This window comes from Priestia endophytica DSM 13796 (assembly GCF_900115845.1).
Lineage (GTDB): Bacteria > Bacillota > Bacilli > Bacillales > Bacillaceae_H > Bacillus_I > Bacillus_I endophytica.
Window position 1 is genome coordinate 711,565 of sequence record NZ_FOXX01000001.1, and the last position, 18,903, is coordinate 730,467.

Below are 18,903 nucleotides of genomic sequence, written 5' to 3' on the forward strand. Positions count from 1 at the left end.
TTTGCCAGGTCAAGAAATTGATTTTCAGAGAAATAAAAAGAGAGAAGTCAAAGACTTCTCCCTTTTTCTAACTTAAGAACGTAGTGATGCATCAAATTTAGTATGAAGAGCTTCTAATACTTTTTCATGTGTTGAAGTTACTTCTTCATCTGTTAACGTGCGCTCTGGATCTAAGTAACGTAGAGAGAAAGCAATTGATTTTTTACCTTCTTCAACGTGCTCACCTTCATAAAGGTCGAAAACTTTTACATCTTTCAACAGTTTTCCACCCGTAGCACGGATTTCCTGCTCTAGCTTACCAGCTGAAATCCCTTTATCAACCACAAGAGCAATATCACGAGTAATAGACGGGAAGCGCGGAATTGTTTCATAAACAACATCCTCAACATCCGCTGAAAGAAGCGTTTGTAAATCAAGTTCAAATACATATGTTTCACGAACATCATAGCGTTTTGCGGTATGAGGATGAACTTGACCAATAATCCCAATCTCTTTTCCATCTAACGAAATAGCTGCTGTTCGACCTGGATGCATTCCGTCATGCTTACTTGCTTGGAACTCGATGCGTTCTGCTAGTCCAAGAACATCAAATAACCCTTCTAAAATTCCTTTTACAGTGAAGAAATCAACAACCTTTTTCTCCCCTTGCCACATATGCATGTGCCAAAGTCCTGAAACAGCACCTGCTAAATGTTCTCTTTCAGTTGGTAAATCTTGATTTTCTTTTGAAAGGAAAACAGAGCTTGTTTCGTATAGAGCAACAGAATCAAGCTGACGAGCAATGTTGTGTTTCACAACTTCTAATAAGTGTGGAATAAGGCTTAAACGCAGCGTTGAACGCTCTTCACTCATTGGCATAGCAAGGCGGACATGTTTTGACACTTCAAGTGCAAACTGCTCTGCTTTTTCCTCACTTGTTAGAGCATACGTAATGGCTTGAAGCATTCCTGCTCCTTCAAGATAGCGACGTACACGACGGCGTTTTTCTTGATAAATGGTTAACTGTCCTGGCGTTGATTCCCCGACAGGAAGTGTTGTAGGAATATGATCATATCCATACAAACGAGCAACTTCTTCAATTAAGTCTTCACTAATCGTAATATCTCCACGACGAGTTGGAACTGTTACAGAAATTTGCTCTCCATCTGCAATAGCTTCAAAGCGAAGACGCTTAAAGATGCTTGTTACTTCCTCAACTGTAAGCTCTGTTCCAAGTACACCATTAATTTTAGCAAGAGTAACGTCTACTTGTTTCGGCTCGGCATCTAACGTATTTTCCTCAACAACTCCGCTTACTACTTCTCCACCTGCATACTTAGCAATAAGAGCTGCTGCACGCTCAGAAGCCACACGAACGCGATTTGGATCAATCCCTTTTTCATAACGAGCACTTGCTTCACTTCTAAGACCGTGGTCTTTAGAACATTTACGAATGCTCAAACCAGCAAAGTAAGCAGATTCTAATAAAACATTTATTGTATCATCTTTCACTTCAGAGTCGGCTCCACCCATTACTCCTGCAAGAGCAATTGGCGTTTCTCCGTTTGTGATAACAAGATGATCACCTTTTAACGTTCTTTCTTGATCATCTAACGTTGTAATTTTTTCTCCTTCTACAGCATGACGAACAAGAATTTCTTTTGAACCAAGTCGATCATAGTCAAAGGCATGAAGTGGTTGCCCATATTCTAAAAGAACGTAGTTTGTAATATCAACAACATTGTTATGCGGACGAATTCCAGCTGCCATTAGACGTGTTTGCATCCATAATGGAGATGGCCCAATCTTTACATTTTTAATAATGCGTGCAATATAAAATGGATTATCTTCTTTTGCTTCAACGTTTACTCTAATATAGTCTTCTGCTTTTTCACTGCTTTCTTGAAGCTCAATGCTTGGGTATTTCACTTCGTTATCTAAGATAGCTCCAACTTCGTATGCAACTCCAAGCATGTTTAAGCAATCGGCACGGTTTGGCGTTAAGCCAAGCTCAAGAACATGGTCATCAAGATTTAAAAGCTCAAGTGCATCGCGCCCTACTTCTGCATCATCTGCAAATACAAAGATGCCTTCTTGGTATTCTTTTGGGACAAGCTTACCTTCAATACCAAGCTCTTGAAGAGAACAAATCATACCGTGGGATGCTTCACCACGAAGCTTTGCTTTTTTAATTTTGAAATTTCCTGGTAGCACAGCGCCAACTTTTGCTACCGCTACCTTTTGACCTTTAGCAACATTTGGAGCCCCACAAATAATTTGTACAGGTTCTCCTTCTCCGATATCAACAAGACATTTATTTAATTTATCAGCATTTGGATGCTGCTCACATTCTAAAACATGACCAACAACAACGCCTTTGATTCCTTTGTTTAACGTTTCTACGCCTTCTACTTCAATTCCTGTGCGGGTAATTTTCTCTGCTAGTTCGTTTGGGTCAATTCCTTCTAAATCAATATATTGCTCTAACCAACGATAAGATACAAACATATTAGAACCTCCTCTTATGCTCTTTTAAATTGTGTTGTGAATCGAACGTCGTTTGTATAGAATTCACGAATATCTTCAATTCCGTAGCGCAGCATGGCGATACGCTCTGCACCAATTCCAAATGCAAATCCTTGATACTCTTTTGAGTCAAAGCCAGCCATTTCAAGTACGTTTGGATGCACCATACCTGCTCCTAAGATTTCAATCCAGCCTGTTGTCTTACAAACATTACACCCTTTACCAGAACATTTGAAACAAGAAACATCAACTTCTACAGATGGCTCTGTAAACGGGAAGAAACTTGGACGAAGACGAATTTCACGCTCTTCTCCAAACATTTTTTTCGCAAATACTTCAAGCGTTCCTTTTAGATCACTCATACGAATGTCTTTATCAACAACAAGCCCTTCAATTTGTGTAAACTGATGTGAATGTGTTGCATCATCATTGTCACGACGATACACTTTACCAGGGCAAATAATTTTAACAGGACCTTCGCCTTCACATGCAACCATCGTACGAGCTTGAACAGAAGATGTATGCGTGCGGAGCAGCGTATCCTCTGTAATGTAAAACGTATCTTGCATATCGCGAGCAGGATGACCCTTTGGTAAATTTAAAGCTTCAAAGTTATAGTAATCTTTTTCAACTTCAGGACCTTCTGCAATGCTGTAACCCATCCCAAGGAATAGATCTTCCATTTCTTCAATAACAGCCGTAAGCGGATGATGATTTCCTGTTTTCACAGGACGCCCAGGTAATGTTACATCAATTGTTTCTGAAGCGAGTTGACGCTCTACTTCTTCCTCTTCTAGACGAGCTTGTTTTGCCGCAATTTGAGAGGCAATTTCTTCCCGTACTTCGTTTGCTAATGATCCAATAACAGGACGCTCCTCTGCTGACAGCTTCCCCATGCCGCGAAGAACTTCTGTAATAGGACCTTTTTTTCCTAAATACGCAACGCGAACGTCATTGACTTCTTTTAAATTCTGTGCGCTTTCCACTTTTCCTAACGCTTCTTCTTTCAGCTCTTGCAAACGTTCTTTCATGAACTAACATCCTCCTTTTAACTTCTGTGCTGTATTCTAAAAAACAACAATAAAAAACCTCATCCCTAGAAAGGGACGAGGTTTGATCGCGGTACCACCCTTGTTAATGTATCATAAAGATATCATTCAACTTTATTTCAATAACGGCATTTTACCGGTACACTTTTACATTTAAAATTAAATGGTCCCAGTGCCAACTCGAGAGGTGAACGTTCACTTCGTTTCTCCATAAAAATGCTTTCAGTCACGGCATCTTCTCCCTGATTGTGAAACATAAGCTACTATTCTCTGTCATTGTTTTTACAGCTATATTTTATTTCTTATAGAACTATTATAGGTAAAACATATGCAGGATGCAACAAAGGATTAAACGAAATGATAAAGGACAATGCCTGCTGCAACCGCTACGTTTAACGACTCACTTTTTCCGATGATCGGAATGTAAAGGTTTTGAGTTGTCATCTCTAAATATTCTTCCTTTACACCGTTTCCCTCATTCCCAAGCAGAATAGCAAACTTTTCGCTTTTTTCAACTTCACGATATGGTAAAGCATTTTTCAAAGATGTACCGTATACTGGGACTTCTCTTTCCTTAAGCTCAGAAATAAATGCACCAAGGTCTTTCGAAATAATTGGCACATGAAATAGAGCACCTTGTGTAGAACGAATGGTTTTTGCGTTATAAAGGTCTACTGTTCCTTTTCCTAATACAACAAGCTCAATGCCAGATGCTTCTGCCGTTCTAATAATCGTGCCTAAGTTTCCAGGGTCTTGAATACCATCAATTAATAAAACTTTTTCGGCAATGTTTCCTTTATCTTCTTCTCTCATTTCACAAACTGCTAGGATTCCTTGCGTCGTTTCAGTATCCCCTATTTCTTTAATAAGTGAACTAGGAACAATATACACTTCACATTCTTTCACATCCCAATGGCTTGGAAGTGCAATGTCTTCACTCATAATGAGTTCACGAACACCGTGCTTTAAAGCTTCTTCAACAAGATGATAGCCTTCAACAAGAAAAAGACCTTCTTTTTCTCGCTCTTTTCGTGTTTTTAACTTTTTCCACGCTTTTACACGTGGATTTTTTGCTGAGTCAATTCGTTTCACAATATATCTCCTTCTACAGCATTTGTTGCTGATTCAATCTCTGCTTCTAAAAGTATGTTAACAATACATATAATTCCTTTCACCTGAAAATAATAAAACTGTTCATTACAATGTAACGAGGTGATAAAGAATGGATTTAAACTTACGCAATGCTATTATATCGAATGTATCCGGTAATTCTCAACAAGAGCTTGAAGCAACAATTAAAGATGCAATCGAAAGCAAGGAAGAAAAAATGCTTCCTGGTCTTGGTGTTTTATTTGAAATTATTTGGGAACACTCAAATCGCGAGGATCAAGAAGAAATGCTTTCAACCCTTGAACAAGGATTAAGTAACTAATAAAAAAGGAGCTCATATGAGCTCCTTTTTTATTAGTTAAACGTAATTTCATTTACTTTATCACGGTCAAGTCTCTTCACAACTTCTGTAATCAACTTCACTGTATTTTCATAATCATCCCGATGAAGCATTGCAGCATGTGAGTGGATATAGCGCGTTGCAATTGTAATAGAAAGCGCAGGAACTCCGTTTGCTGTAAGGTGAATAGCACCAGAATCCGTCCCACCGCCTGCCATTGAATCAAATTGATACGGAATATTCAACTCATCTGCTGTATCTGTCACAAGGTCACGAAGGCCTTTATGAGAAACCATTGATGCGTCATAAAGGATAATTTGAGGACCATTCCCCATTTTACCTAATGCTTCTTTTTCTGTTACACCAGGCGTATCTCCTGCAACTCCAACATCAACACCAAATGCAATATCAGGTTCAATTTGCGTTGCAGATGTGCGAGCACCTCGTAAACCAACCTCTTCTTGAACAGTACCAACTCCATAGACAACGTTCGGATGATTTTCATTTTTTAATCCTTTTAAAACATCGATTGCAATAGCACACCCGATTCGATTATCCCAAGCTTTTGCTAGCATCATTTTTTCATTTTGCAGCACAGTAAACTCAAAATATGGGACAACTTGGTCTCCAGGACGCACGCCAAACTCCGACGCTTCCTCTTTGCTGCTTGCTCCAATGTCAATGAACATGTCTTTAATTTCAACCGGTTTTTTTCGCGCTTCTGGAGGAAGAATGTGCGGTGGTTTTGAACCGATAATCCCTGTCACATCTCCTTTAGAAGTAACAATTGTGACACGCTGGGCAAGCATAACTTGTGACCACCAGCCTCCAACCGTTTGGAAACGAATAAATCCTTTGTCATCAATATTTGTTACCATAAAGCCGACTTCATCTAAGTGACCTGCAATCATAATTTTGGGACCATTCTCATCTCCCACTTTTCTTGCAATTAAGCTTCCTAAACGATCCGTTGTCACGTCGTCTGCGTAAGATGATATGTACTTCTCCATAACGGCTCGAACTTCGCGTTCATTTCCCGGAATTCCTTTTGCGTCTGTTAAGTCTTTAAGCATTGTTAAAGTTTCATCAAGTTTAGCCACCCTATTCAGCCTCCTTAAAGGTAAATTCTTCTTTATTATATCGAAAAAGAACCTTTTATTCTAATATCCTTGCTCTTGACGCTTGAAATTTTCTTCATTTTTCTCCAAATATGCACGTTTGATATCCTCAGCGGAAAAGCCTAGAAGATGGCCAAGCTGTAAATAAGCTGAGAACATTGCCTCATAGTGCTGTTCCTCTTGGTTGACTTGAAATGCAGAAATTGTTTGATATGCGTATAAAAACTGTTCATTTATATTATTGTCATTTTCTTCTTTTTTAAAATCTTTTTCTCGGTCAATATTTATTTCAAGTCCTAGAGAAAGGATGAAATGGATTCCGTCTACATACTCTTCTAAGATTACTTCTCGTTCTGCCGGTTTCTTTAAACTCCAAAATTTAAAGCAGCGCGTTTCATTTGCAAGCTCTCCTAATTCCACAAGAAGAGCTAGCGTTTTACGTTGAATTAATGATTCTTCCTGTAATCCATGTTTTTGTTCAATATGTGTATCAAGCTCTCGTTGCATTGAAAATAACTGTGTAAAATTCATAAAGTATTCTCCTTTTTATTTCAATATTATGTAGATAAAAGCAATGTGAAGCAGCATAAAAAGCGGAAAGCCAATTTTAAAACTTGGATGTTTTGTTTTGTGACGATAAGTGTACATCCCAATGATGCCGCCAAGTGCTCCTCCAAGCAGGGCAATTAGAAAAAGCGTTTTTTCTGAAATTCGCCAAGCATGCTGTTTTGCTCTTTTTTTATCTTCTCTCATTATGAGTAAGCCAATTATATTTACAATGACATAATAAATTACCATATATAACTCCTTAATAGAAAAGCTCTCCTCTTCATTATAAAGAGCAGAGCTTTTTTCGTCCAAATAAAAAAGGTGCCACTTGGACACCTTTATATTATTTGTTTAGTTGAGCTTTTGCAGCGTTTGCTAATTCAGCAAATGATTTCTCATCAGTGATAGCTAGGTCTGCTAGCATTTTACGGTTAACTTCGATACCAGCTAGTTTAAGACCATGCATTAAACGGCTGTAAGAAAGACCGTTTGTACGTGCAGCCGCATTGATACGTGTGATCCATAGTTTACGGAAGTCACGTTTCTTTTGACGACGGTCACGGTATGCATACATTAGAGATTTCATAACTTGTTGATTTGCTACTTTATATAAACGATGTTTAGAACCGAAAAAACCTTTAGCTAACTTAAGTACTCTTTTGCGACGACGACGCGTCACTGTTCCGCCTTTTACGCGTGGCATAATAATTCCCTCCTGTGTATCTAACTATAAATTACTTAACGTTGTGTAATAATTGGTTGATGCGTTTGTAGTCTCCAGAGCTTACAAGAGCACCTTTGCGTAGTTTACGCTTTTGTTTTGTTGATTTGTTTGCAAATAAGTGACTTGTGTAACCGTGAGAACGTTTAAGTTTACCAGATCCAGTTTTCTTGAAACGTTTTGCAGCTCCACGATGTGTTTTCATTTTTGGCATGAGATGTTCCTCCTCATCTAATTTTAAAAATTATTTATCCGTCTTAGGCGTAAGCACAAGAAACATGCTACGACCGTCCATTTTCGGAGCAGACTCTACAGCAGCAATATCTGCACATTCTTCTGAAAAACGGTCAAGTACACGCTGTCCAATCTCTTTATGAGTAATGGCGCGACCTTTGAAACGAATAGCCGCTTTTACTTTATCACCTTTTGATAAAAATTTGCGTGCATTGCGAAGCTTTGTATGGAAATCATGTTCATCAATAGAAGGACTCAAACGAACCTCTTTTATATTGATCACTTTTTGATTTTTACGCGCTTCTTTTTCTTTCTTTTGTTGCTCGAAACGGTATTTACCATAATCCATAATACGGCATACCGGTGGTTTTGCGTTCGGCGCTACTAGTACTAAATCTAAGTTTACACGACCTGCCATTTCAAGCGCTTCTTGCTTAGATTTAATTCCAGCTTGATCTCCGTTTTGATCGATTAAGCGTACCTCACGAGCGCGGATGCTCTCATTGATTAAAGTGTTATCTTTGCTAATAAGTAGCCACCTCCAAGGTTTTATAGGGAATACGTTTGGGATAGACGCACTGTGTTGATAGTAGTCAATAAAAAACGTGTGAGCACAGAGCACCCACACGTCAGCTTTTATATTATCATAAAAGTTGTGTTGAAACCTATCAACTGCAAGAGCTGCGTCAATCAGGTGAGAAGCGGGTGCCTCTTCTTTCCACAAACAAGTATTCAATTTACCTTAGAAATCATATCACATGTCAACTGAGCATGTCAACAAATTGCTTTAAAGTGCAACAAAAACTATTTTAGCAGAGCACTCAAAAATATGCAACAATTTTTATCAATAAATTACTTTCCTTTTTGTTCAACTTCGTTTTTAAGAGCTGAAAGGAAGGATTCAAAACTTACAGTCTCTGACTTTTGCTCACCGTATTTTCGAACGTTTACAGCTTTCTCATCACGTTCTTTGTCTCCTACAACAAGCATGTATGGAATTTTTTGCATTTGAGCTTCACGAATCTTATATCCCATTTTTTCATCACGCTCATCAATTTCAACACGTAATCCTGCTTGACGAAGCTCATCTTCAATTTGTTTTGCATACTCTAAATGCACGTCAGGTGATACAGGAATAACTTTTGCTTGAATAGGAGCGAGCCAAGTTGGAAATGCACCTTTATACTCTTCAATAAGGAAAGCAACAAAGCGTTCCATTGTTGATACAACTCCACGGTGGATAACGACAGGACGATGCTGTTTGCCATCTTCCCCAATGTAAGTTAAATCAAAACGCTCTGGAAGTAAGAAGTCAAGCTGAACAGTTGAAAGTGTTTCGTCTTTGCCAAGAGCTGTACGGACCTGAACGTCTAGCTTAGGGCCATAGAAAGCTGCTTCTCCTTCTGCTTCATAGTAATCAAGCTCAAGATAGTCCATCGCTTCTTTAAGAAGAGTTTGAGCTTTGTTCCACATTTCATCATCATCATAATACTTCTCTGTATCTTCAGGATCACGGTAAGAAAGACGGAATGAGTAGTCGTTTAATCCAAAGTCTTGATATACTTCTTGAATTAGACGAACAACACGAACGAACTCATCTTTAATTTGATCCGGACGAACAAAAACGTGAGCATCATTAAGCGTCATACCTCGAACGCGTTGAAGTCCTGAAAGTGCTCCAGACATTTCATATCTATGCATTGTTCCAAGCTCCGCAATACGAATTGGAAGTTCGCGATAGCTATGGATATCCTGTTTATAAATCATCATGTGATGCGGGCAGTTCATCGGACGAAGAACAAGTTGTTCGTTGTCCATTTCCATAACAGGGAACATATCGTCTTGATAGTGATCCCAGTGACCAGATGTTTTATATAGTTCACTGCTTGCAAGAACTGGAGTGTATACATGGTCATAGCCAAGACGCTCTTCTTTATCTACGATATAACGTTCAATAATACGACGAATTGTTGCACCTTTTGGCATCCAAAGCGGTAGGCCTTGTCCAACTTTTTGAACGTTTGCAAATAGGTTTAATTCTTTACCAATTTTACGATGATCACGTTCTTTTGCTTCTTCAAGAAGACGCATATGTTCTTTTAGTTCATCTTTTGTAAAGAACGCTGTTCCATAAATGCGTTGAAGCATTTTATTTTTGCTATCTCCACGCCAGTAAGCTCCTGCTAAACTTAGAAGTTTGAACACTTTAATCTTGCTTGTTGAAGGTACGTGAACACCGCGACAAAGATCAAAGAATTCGCCTTGACGGTAAATAGACACTGTTTCATCCGCTGGAATAGCATCTAAAAGCTCAAGCTTTAAGTTGTCACCAATCTCAGCAAACATTTTGTGTGCTTCATCACGAGATACTTCTTCGCGAACGATTTGTAAGTTTTCATCCACAATTTTTTGCATCTCTTTTTCAATTTTAGGTAAATCTTCAGGTGTAATAGATTCTTCCATATCGATATCGTAGTAGAACCCACTTTCAATAACTGGACCAACGCCAAGTTTAACATCATTACCATATAAGCGTTTAATAGCTTGAGCCATTAAATGAGCTGTACTGTGACGAAGAATTTCAAGCGCTTCTTTTGAACCTTGTGTTAAGATTTCAATTTTTCCATTTTCTTGAATTGGGGCTGTTAAGTCAATTTCTTTTCCATTTATTTTACCTGCAATCGCTTTTTTGCGAAGTCCAGGACTAATTGAAAAAGCTACATCCTCTGTTGTTGTTCCCACTTCGAATTCTTTTACTGATCCATCTGGGAATGTTAACTTTCTTACTTCCGCCATTTCGGTCACTCCTTTTAAATGTAAAAAATAAAAAACTCGTCCCTAAAAAAAGGGACGAGTTATGTATATAATCATCGTGGTTCCACCCTTGTTTCTGCTCATGCAAAATAACCGCACTAGAACAGCTCCAAGTGTTGATAACGGGGGCTCCCGTCAGCAATTAATAAAGCACATGCTCGTTCACTACTGAAGTTTAGAGGTGGTAAACATATGAATCGTGTTAGGAAGCTCACAGCTTTATCTCCCCTCTCTGCAAACCGTATTGCATACGTTCGTGTCCTCATCATTACTTTTGTTATTTAAAAAATGTACGTTCCTATTATAAGAATAATCTTGTCGTAAATCAACCTTTACTTTGGGAAGGAGGTGGAAATTTTTGAAGTGGAAGAAGACAAACACGTTCTTCAAAAATTGTCTGGATAGTGGAAATTAAAACATGATCCCATTTATCTGTATAAAGGTGAATTTTACGCGGAGCCCATTTTAAAAGTGGGGCAATAATTCTTTCATTCACGCGTAAAGATGGATATTCTGTTAGAAACTCTTTTCTTGCTTTTTCAACGCTCTCTTTAGTTATCTCCAAAAATGGCTCTTCATAAAACCGAAATTCACCATTATACACAATGGAAATATGCTGAAACCACGTTTTCTTTTTTTGAATAATATCACGCAATTCATGAATAAAAACTTGATAGTCTTCTTCTTTCTCGTGCTCTTCAACCCCAAGCTGAATATAGTGATAAATTCGTTGATAGTACTCTTTTAACCGAAATGTTCTAAAGGCATCAAAAGAGAAAGCTAAATCTTCTTGAAGGAAATCTTGAACAGCTTCATTTACAAGTTGCCACCTTGAATTTTTGTAAAGAGAACGTTCTTTTTCATCACACTTTATAACAGAATAGATTGTTGCAAAAAGCCGCTGCTGCTCTTCCCATGTACTATATAAAGAGAGGTCTTCTAAAAGATATGAAACAAACTTCTCTTCTTTCTCTCGAATAACATACGTTGTAAAAGCAGGTACAATAATATTTTTCATTGTCGTTTCTCTATGCTCATTTATATGAATAAAAATTTTGGTATTAATTCGATTAATTGTACAAAGCCTGTTTACACGCGTTCTTCTTCGAAAATGCTTTAATAAGTTATGCATTATAATTGCTTCATCTTCTCGTTCGAACGTTACACTAATCAAACAATTCCCCCCTTACCTAACATCGTCCCTTACATATATATGGAAGGAAAGCGAAAAAAATGAGCAAGTCCATTACTTTTCGTAATAGACTTGCTCATTTTTGTTCTCTTCGGTTTTCTCCAACCAAATTCACAGGAGTTGCAAGGGCTTTAACCCGCTCTACAATTCGAGCTGCTTTCAGCGCCTCTTCTTCACCACGTTGTGAGTACGTAAAATGATGCGTAAGCTCTTTGATTCCTAAATTTGATGTAAAGAATGTCGGTAAACTTTGATGCATTCGGTACTGAAGAATTGTTCCAATAATATCATCTCGTACCCAGCTGCTCATCGCCTCTGCCCCAATGTCATCTAACATAAGTATAGGAGCTGTTTTCACAAGCTCAATTTTTTCTCCTAAGCTTGAATCCTTTAAAGAGTTTTTAAGCTCGCGTAGAAATTCAGGCAGATAAACAAGAATAGACTGAATGTTTCGCTTTGCTAACTCATTTGCGATGGCACCTAAAAAATACGTTTTTCCAACACCAAACGACCCATATATATATAAACCTTTAGCAGGCTTTCCGTTTTCGTAGTTTTGTAAAAACTCATGAACAAGCGTTAGCGCTTTAGCTCGCCCTCGCCCCATGTCAATATTACCCATTTTAGCATCCAAAATTTCACGAGGAAGATGAAGGCTTTTAATAAGGGTTTTGTACTCTTTTTCTTGATCATGGGCAATTTTATTTGGACAGCGATCATATTGTAAATCAATTGTTTTACCTTGCAAAGTAAGCTTTGGCTCATATCCTTTCACTAAATTAATACATTTATCTAATGATGGACAGCTTTTGCACTGTTTACTTTGAGTTGTATACTCATACATCTTCATTAAGCTACGATCAATCATCTTATCGTCAATTTCTGCTCGATGTTCTTGCAAAAATTCCTGCACTTCTTTTTGATTTGTCACCATCATGCGCATTTTGGAAAGCCGTGTTTTAAAATCTGGCTTTTGCATTACTTTTTTTAAAGAACGATCAATTGGCTGCACTTTCCTCACCTACCTTCACTAGTTACAAGACACTAGCTATCGTATCGCTTTTTCGACAAAAAGACTACTCTTCTGACTCGCGATAGTGCTTTAATATCTCTTCCATTTTACGCTCTTCTTCTTTTATTTTCTCTTCATCATCCAGCTTTTCAACAGAATTTTCTTCTTTTTCTTTCAACCAATCAGGAACCATTTCTTTTCTTATAGGTTTTCTTGTTTTCTTATTTGTTGACTGCTTTTTCGTCTCTTCCCACTGCTGATATTCTTTATGTTCATTCTTAGCGAGATCCATTGCTTCTTTTACTGTTTTAATTCCTTTTCGTGCCCAATGACTTGCAATCTTTTCTACGTATGACTTTGATAACTTCATATCTGTTTTAATCATCACGTAATAAATCAAAACATTCACAACCCCAGGTGTTAGCTTTTGCTTAAACATCACATCTTCAATAATTTGCAGGTCTGCTTTTGAAGCCTGAGCACCTTGTGACCATCCTTCTAGAAGCTCTCTTGGCGAAATATTATTTAAAAGAGGAATGAGCTCATCTTCAGGATTTTGCCCTATTGGCTCTTTCTCTTTCTCTTTTAATTTATCAGGCTGTGTTTTTTCGACAAGCGTTGGCAAACTTTCCCCTGATTTAAATAAATACGTGTTTTGTGCCGACTTTCGAAGATTCTCAATGTTGATTTCATCATTTTCATCAATTGCATCAATAACAACGTTTTTCATTTCTATCGGATCTATTTCATAAAGGAAGGAGATTTTTTGAATAGCTTCTCTCACTTCGCTTGTTAACGCTTTTTTAGGCACCATTGTATCACTAAGACCTGCTAGAAAAAGCTTAAAATCAAACGTGTGATCATCAAGTGATATACCGTTACTTTTTGCTTCTCCTACATATTTAAAGTTTTCTTTATTCGTTAGTGTGCTTTTTACTTCTTTTTGCACACTGCTTATTTCGCTCATATGTAGAGTTTGGAATGTGTCATTGAAAGAACGAGTAACGTCCTTGAACTGATCTTTTGGCAGAGGGGGGTACAAGAAATGTTGTTTCACATTTTGAAAAACATTTTTACCGAGTCGATTGTATAAATAAATGTTTAGAACACCATCATTAAAAAATTCGTGAGGAGTTAGCGGTGGTATTAATTCATAAACAAAAAGCCTATGCTCTTGCTCCTCCTTCACGAATGTTTTTAATAGACCAATTCCTTCTAACTTTTGACGCTCTCTATAGATTTCTGGAAGACCACACTGCATCATAGCCATTAAATAATGATGGGTGACTTCTTTTCCCCAGTGCTCTTTTTCTTTCAGCTGACTCCATAATGTCATATACAAACTGTAGCCGATTGGACCGATAAGAGGCTGATAAAGTTTTGTAATAATTTGACGATCATAGTCATGGAGAATATCATTTGTATGAACAACATAACGATCAATAGCAATCAATTCTTTCCAATGTTGAGAAGTCATATTATTCGTACCTTTCTTCTCCGGTTATTTCTGCTGTTCTTTTTTAATTAATTCTTTTAATTCATCAATAAATACGTTAATATCTTTAAATTGACGGTAAACAGAAGCAAAACGAACATAAGCTACTTCATCAATCTTTGCTAAACGTTCCATTACCATTTCACCAATAAAATCAGATGAAATTTCAGATCCTCCTTGATTGCGAAGCTCTGTTTCAATTTCTCGTACTGTTTCCTCAAGTTTTTTTAACGGTACTGCTCTTTTTTCACAAGCCCTAATAAGACCGCGTAAGATTTTTTCTCGACTAAACTCTTCACGCACGCCATCTTTTTTAACAATAATAAGCGGAATTTCTTCTACTTTTTCAAATGTTGTGAAACGATAATGACAGTATTCACATTCACGACGCCTACGAATAGCACGTCCTTCATCACTTGGTCGTGAATCTAAGACTCTTGTGCTATTTGAATGGCAAGAAGGACATTTCATATTCTCAGCTCCAACTTCTCACTTTTGTATTTTTATCTTATAGAACTTCTTTTATAAATACAAGGTTTATTACAAACAGTTCTACTTCCTACTACTTAGTTTGCCACTTATAAAAGGATATAACAAAAAAGAGGTGTACATAGACACCTCTTTTTACAGCTGTATTATTATAACGCATTTGCTTGATTTTGTTTAATTTGAACAGGACCCATTCCACGTGGAACTTCAATATTTTCACGAGTTGTTGCTCCTAGCTCTTCAGCAATGTAATCTGCTGCAATGTTAGGATCCATCTCTCCACATGTATAAACATCAATGCTTGCATAGCCGTGCTCCGGGAAACTGTGAATTGTTAAATGAGACTCCGAAATAATAACAACTCCACTTACACCTTGTGGAGCAAATTTATGAAAAGCTACTTCTCGAACTTCAGCACCTGATTTTAGTGCTGCATCAACGAACGTTTTTTCAATAAAATCCATATCATTTAACTTGTTAAAATCGCATCCCCATAGCTCTGAGATTACGTGACGACCAATTGTTTCCATACTTATGTTTCCCCCTTCAACATTTTTAATACAAATTCCTTATAAGTCTCTGATCAATAGCGCACGTTAACTACCACGGGGGAAAGTTAGTCCAAGGAGGTCCTAACCCTTTAAGTAGCTAGCCTGCAAAAGGCTTATAAGAATTTCACAAAACATAGTATACTTTGTTTATAATTATTTTGCAACACATCTTTTTTAAATAAAAAAGAGAAGTGCCACTTCGTTAGGATTTGTGAAGCTATATTTATTTATGATCTCATTTTTAAAATGAGAAATATTTCTATAGAACTTTATTTCCAATTAAAATTATGTAAAAAAGCCCACCATTAAGGTGGGCTTTTTTCTAACTCATCCCAAGTTCAGCTTGTTGAAAAAGCTCTGTTCCCACTAACTTAACAAGGTCGACAACTCTTTTGGAGTATCCCCACTCGTTATCATACCATGCTAATACTTTAATTTTCCGATCAGCCATCACAAGAGTTGATAGTCCATCAACAATAGCTGAGAACGGGTTTGTATTATAGTCAATTGAAACAAGCGGCTCTTCTGAAAAATCTAATATGCCTCGTAAGTTTTTTGCAGCAGCTTGCTGGAATGCTTTATTAACTTCTTCAATCGTTACGTTCTTTTGCACATCTACAACAAGATCGACAAGTGAAACATTTGGCGTCGGCACACGAAGAGCCATTCCATGCATTTTACCTTTCATATGAGGAAGTACAAGCGAAAGAGCTTTTGCTGCTCCAGTTGATGTTGGAATTATTGATTGGCCGCATGCACGCGCACGTCGCAAATCTTTATGTGGGTTATCAATATTTTTTTGATCATTTGTATAAGCATGAACAGTTGTCATCAAGCCGTTTTCAATTCCAAAATTTTCATCTAGAACTTTTACGACAGGTGCCAAACAGTTTGTTGTACATGAAGCATTTGAAATAATATGATGTTTCTCCAAATCTAATTTTTCCTCGTTCACACCCATTACAACTGTTATATCTTCTTGTTTTCCTGGAGCTGTTAACACTACTTTTTTCGCCCCTGCATCAATATGAAGCTGTGCTTTATCTCGTGAATTGAACTTTCCAGTTGCTTCAATAACAATATCTACTCCTAAATCTCCCCATGGCAGCAAAAGAGGATCTCTTGAGTTCAAAAGTAGCACTTTCTTTCCGTCTACCAGAAGCGCTTTCTCTAAAGGAATGACTTCACCATCAAATTTACCATGAATTGTGTCATACTTTATAAGATGTGCGAGTGTTTCAGCTGGATAACTTGCATTAATTGCTACAACATCAACACTGCTTTCTTTTATTAGGCTTCTGAATACCATTCTACCAATTCTTCCGAATCCATTAATCGCTACTTTTGCCTTCATAGCCATTCCCCTCTCAAATTATGTTATACTTTTTATCTTTTATTGTTACTTAAGTATAACACATTAAAAAGAAAACGCTATAGTTAAAAACACATTTCAAAAAAAAATAGCTAAAAGAGATGACCTCTTTTAACTATTTTAAGTTCCAACTGTCAATAATATGTGTAACTTTCTTCCTTGTTTCTTCTTTTGAGCCATTATTATTAATAATTTCATCCGATTTTGCAACTTTATCCTTAAGAGGATCCTGCGCTTTTATACGCGCTAGTGCTTCCCGTTCACTAAAGCCATTTCTCTCTATTAGACGTTTAAGCTGTACCTCTTCATCAACATATACAAGCAGTACTTTATCAACAAGATGGGTTAGATTACTTTCAAATAAAAGCGGTATATCTAATATAACGTTTCTTTCATTCTGCAAATAATAATCTCTTTTGGAAAGCATTTCTTTTCTCACTGCTGGATGAACAATAGCGTTTAATTGCTGTCTTTTTTGCTCATCATTAAACACAATCTCTCCGAGAGCACTACGATTAAGTGTCCCGTCTTCTTCAAGAATATCACGACCAAAACGTTTAACAATTTGGTTATAAGCTTCTTTTCCTGGTTCTACAACTTCACGTGCAATAATATCTGCATCAATAACAGGAATATTATGCTCTCTCAATATAGCGGAAACGGTACTTTTCCCGCTTGCAATTCCTCCTGTTAATCCAACTGTAATGGCCATGTTTCTTCTTCCTTTCACTTTTTACATTTTCCATATTCCAAGTACAATAAGTAGCACACCTGGTAAAAATGAAAAAAACTTCATCCAACTAAGTTTTGAAAAAGCATTTCCACATTTCAAACCAGCATACAAAAGGAGCGCACTCATAATCCCAACAACTATAGCAAGATAGATAGTTGAATATCCTAAAAGGGAAGCTCCTACTCCTGCCCCAAAAGCATCAAGCGAGAGGGCTAAACCAAGCATAACAGCCTCTATCCCTGTAATAGATCCTGAACGATCAAAATCCGCTGAAGTTGGTTTTCTTAAAATATGGACAACTACTCCTAATGATTTAATTTCCCAATCAAGGAGCACTTTTGGGCCTACTCTATTGTGTGGCTCATCTGACTGCTGAAAAAATTGAAATAATACCCATCCACCAAGAAATATTAAAATCCCACCGCCTACTTTCTCCATCACGTCTGGTGAAAAGACAGTAGAAAGGCCTTTTCCAACAAACATTGAAAAAACAAGAGAAAACATAGAGAAACAAGCAATAATAATGATGGATTTAAAAGGCAGCCCCATGCGGCGCAATCCATATGTTACGCCAACGCTGAAGCTATCAAGACTTACAGCAAATGCTAATAAAAATAAAGAAAGTTGTGCTGTCATTACTAGGCTCCTTCCAGTTCTTTACGATTACTATATGGAAGAAGCCCATCCATTGTTATTAAAAGCTGCTGAAGTTTATATACTTATTATATTCTAGGAAAAGGTTGGCATGATGGACAAATATGTGTCCCGCGTCCGCCTACAGTAAATTTCTCAATTTCTGTTCCACAATTTTGGCAAGGCTCGCCTTTTTTCCCATATACAAAATGTTGATGTTGGAATGTGCCAATTTCTCCTTGTGTATTCACATAAGAACGAATTGTACTTCCACCCTTTTCTACTGCCTCAGCGAGCGTTGCGACAATTTCTTGGTGAAGACGAACAATCTCGTCTTCACCAAGTGTGTGAGAAACACGTTCAGGGTGAATTCCTGCTCTAAACAGTGCTTCATCTACATAGATATTCCCAAGCCCTACAACGATTTTCTGATCCAGTAAGGCTACTTTTACCTTCCGATTCGTTTTCGCTAATCCTGCTTGTAGAGATGCAGTTGTAAACTCTTCTGCAAAAGGCTCTGGCCCCAATCCAACAAGCGGACCTGAATCAAACTCTGTTCCTTTTTTGAAAAGGTGAAGTGTTCCAAACTTGCGAACATCATTATAACGAAGCTCTGTTCCATCACTGAAAAGCATCATAACGTGATCATGTTTGTTAAGATCTTCTCCTTGCTCGACAAGACGATATTTCCCTTCCATTCTCAAATGAGATACAAGTGTATAATCATCGAGATAAAAAAGAAGAAATTTCCCTCTTCGTCCAACGTCATGAATCTTTTGTTTTATTAAAGCATCTGTAAATTGGGCAACTTCAACAGGACGCTTAATAATATTTGGCCAAAGAACGTTCACTCTTGTAATTGTTTTTCCACTCACAAGATTTACAAGTGTCTTACGAACGGTTTCGACTTCTGGTAGTTCTGGCATTGATGTCCCTTCTTTCTTATATGTTGTTAAACATAATTAGTGAAGGGAAAAGTTTCCCTT

Annotated in this window: 20 protein-coding genes and 2 other annotated features; of the genes, 1 reads left to right on the forward strand and 19 read right to left on the reverse strand. The window is 37.5% G+C overall.

All coding sequences use genetic code 11. From position 1 onward, the window contains the following. Positions 1-72 precede the first annotated feature (72 nt). From pheT to BM012_RS03670, 3 genes are all read right to left on the reverse strand, one after another. Complete coding sequence (gene pheT, locus BM012_RS03660) at positions 73-2,487, reverse strand: phenylalanine--tRNA ligase subunit beta (protein WP_061802179.1); 2,415 nt, start codon at positions 2,485-2,487, stop codon at positions 73-75. Positions 2,488-2,501: 14 nt separating this feature from the next. Continuing rightward, positions 2,502-3,536 carry a phenylalanine--tRNA ligase subunit alpha gene (pheS, locus tag BM012_RS03665; RefSeq protein WP_061802180.1) on the reverse strand — a complete coding sequence of 345 codons (1,035 nt, stop codon included), beginning with the start codon at positions 3,534-3,536 and terminating at the stop codon, positions 2,502-2,504. Positions 3,537-3,604: 68 nt separating this feature from the next. Continuing rightward, positions 3,605-3,840, reverse strand: a binding site (T-box leader). A 62-nt stretch (positions 3,841-3,902) separates the two neighbouring features. Beyond that, on the reverse strand, positions 3,903-4,646 hold the full coding sequence (locus BM012_RS03670; protein ID WP_061802181.1) for a TrmH family RNA methyltransferase: 744 nt from the start codon (positions 4,644-4,646) through the stop codon (positions 3,903-3,905). A gap of 130 nt (positions 4,647-4,776) precedes the next feature. Between BM012_RS03670 and sspI the strand changes: the two genes are divergently transcribed. Continuing rightward, a complete protein-coding gene (sspI, locus tag BM012_RS03675; RefSeq protein WP_061802182.1) occupies positions 4,777-4,986 on the forward strand; it encodes a small acid-soluble spore protein SspI in 210 nt (69 codons plus the stop codon). Between the two features lie 32 nt (positions 4,987-5,018). Here the strand turns inward: sspI and BM012_RS03680 are convergent, their stop codons facing one another. The 16 genes from BM012_RS03680 to mutM all read right to left on the reverse strand — a co-directional run bounded on the left by BM012_RS03680 (position 5,019) and on the right by mutM (position 18,843). After that, a complete protein-coding gene (locus BM012_RS03680) occupies positions 5,019-6,104 on the reverse strand; it encodes a M42 family metallopeptidase (RefSeq protein WP_061802183.1) in 1,086 nt (361 codons plus the stop codon). 60 nt (positions 6,105-6,164) lie between these two features. Next, positions 6,165-6,653: a dUTP diphosphatase gene (locus BM012_RS03685; RefSeq protein WP_061802184.1), complete on the reverse strand. Its 489-nt coding sequence runs from the start codon at positions 6,651-6,653 to the stop codon at positions 6,165-6,167. A 15-nt stretch (positions 6,654-6,668) separates the two neighbouring features. Then, a complete protein-coding gene (locus tag BM012_RS03690; RefSeq protein WP_082802470.1) occupies positions 6,669-6,920 on the reverse strand; it encodes a DUF1294 domain-containing protein in 252 nt (83 codons plus the stop codon). 94 nt (positions 6,921-7,014) lie between these two features. Further along, complete coding sequence (gene rplT, locus BM012_RS03695) at positions 7,015-7,374, reverse strand: 50S ribosomal protein L20 (RefSeq protein WP_019391237.1); 360 nt, start codon at positions 7,372-7,374, stop codon at positions 7,015-7,017. A gap of 31 nt (positions 7,375-7,405) precedes the next feature. Next, positions 7,406-7,606 carry a 50S ribosomal protein L35 gene (rpmI, locus tag BM012_RS03700; RefSeq protein ID WP_019391236.1) on the reverse strand — a complete coding sequence of 67 codons (201 nt, stop codon included), beginning with the start codon at positions 7,604-7,606 and terminating at the stop codon, positions 7,406-7,408. Between the two features lie 30 nt (positions 7,607-7,636). Beyond that, positions 7,637-8,179, reverse strand: coding sequence for a translation initiation factor IF-3 (infC, locus tag BM012_RS03705; RefSeq protein WP_139210299.1), 543 nt, complete (start codon positions 8,177-8,179; stop codon positions 7,637-7,639). 40 nt (positions 8,180-8,219) lie between these two features. Further along, positions 8,220-8,349 (reverse strand) — a sequence feature (ribosomal protein L20 leader region). Between the two features lie 129 nt (positions 8,350-8,478). Next, positions 8,479-10,422, reverse strand: coding sequence for a threonine--tRNA ligase (thrS, locus tag BM012_RS03710; protein WP_061802185.1), 1,944 nt, complete (start codon positions 10,420-10,422; stop codon positions 8,479-8,481). Positions 10,423-10,765: 343 nt separating this feature from the next. Next, a complete protein-coding gene (gene ytxC / locus BM012_RS03715) occupies positions 10,766-11,614 on the reverse strand; it encodes a sporulation protein YtxC (protein ID WP_061802186.1) in 849 nt (282 codons plus the stop codon). 94 nt (positions 11,615-11,708) lie between these two features. Continuing rightward, positions 11,709-12,644, reverse strand: coding sequence for a primosomal protein DnaI (dnaI, locus tag BM012_RS03720; RefSeq protein ID WP_061802187.1), 936 nt, complete (start codon positions 12,642-12,644; stop codon positions 11,709-11,711). A 64-nt stretch (positions 12,645-12,708) separates the two neighbouring features. Further along, entirely contained in the window at positions 12,709-14,121 is a 1,413-nt protein-coding gene (locus tag BM012_RS03725; protein ID WP_061802188.1) for a replication initiation and membrane attachment family protein, read from the reverse strand. Between the two features lie 24 nt (positions 14,122-14,145). Next, positions 14,146-14,610: a transcriptional regulator NrdR gene (nrdR, locus tag BM012_RS03730; protein WP_019391229.1), complete on the reverse strand. Its 465-nt coding sequence runs from the start codon at positions 14,608-14,610 to the stop codon at positions 14,146-14,148. Positions 14,611-14,777: 167 nt separating this feature from the next. Further along, positions 14,778-15,158: an adenosylmethionine decarboxylase gene (gene speD / locus BM012_RS03735; protein WP_019391228.1), complete on the reverse strand. Its 381-nt coding sequence runs from the start codon at positions 15,156-15,158 to the stop codon at positions 14,778-14,780. Positions 15,159-15,501: 343 nt separating this feature from the next. Further along, positions 15,502-16,533 carry a glyceraldehyde-3-phosphate dehydrogenase gene (locus BM012_RS03740; protein WP_061802189.1) on the reverse strand — a complete coding sequence of 344 codons (1,032 nt, stop codon included), beginning with the start codon at positions 16,531-16,533 and terminating at the stop codon, positions 15,502-15,504. Between the two features lie 133 nt (positions 16,534-16,666). Further along, positions 16,667-17,263, reverse strand: coding sequence for a dephospho-CoA kinase (coaE, locus tag BM012_RS03745; RefSeq protein WP_061802190.1), 597 nt, complete (start codon positions 17,261-17,263; stop codon positions 16,667-16,669). A gap of 21 nt (positions 17,264-17,284) precedes the next feature. Continuing rightward, the gene (ytaF, locus tag BM012_RS03750; protein ID WP_061802191.1) at positions 17,285-17,920 is read right to left on the reverse strand and encodes a sporulation membrane protein YtaF; all 636 of its coding nucleotides are present in this window, start codon (positions 17,918-17,920) and stop codon (positions 17,285-17,287) included. 86 nt (positions 17,921-18,006) lie between these two features. Then, positions 18,007-18,843 (reverse strand): DNA-formamidopyrimidine glycosylase, encoded by an 837-nt coding sequence (gene mutM / locus BM012_RS03755; RefSeq protein WP_061802192.1) that lies wholly within the window; start codon positions 18,841-18,843, stop codon positions 18,007-18,009. Between the last annotated feature and the right edge of the window lie 60 nt (positions 18,844-18,903).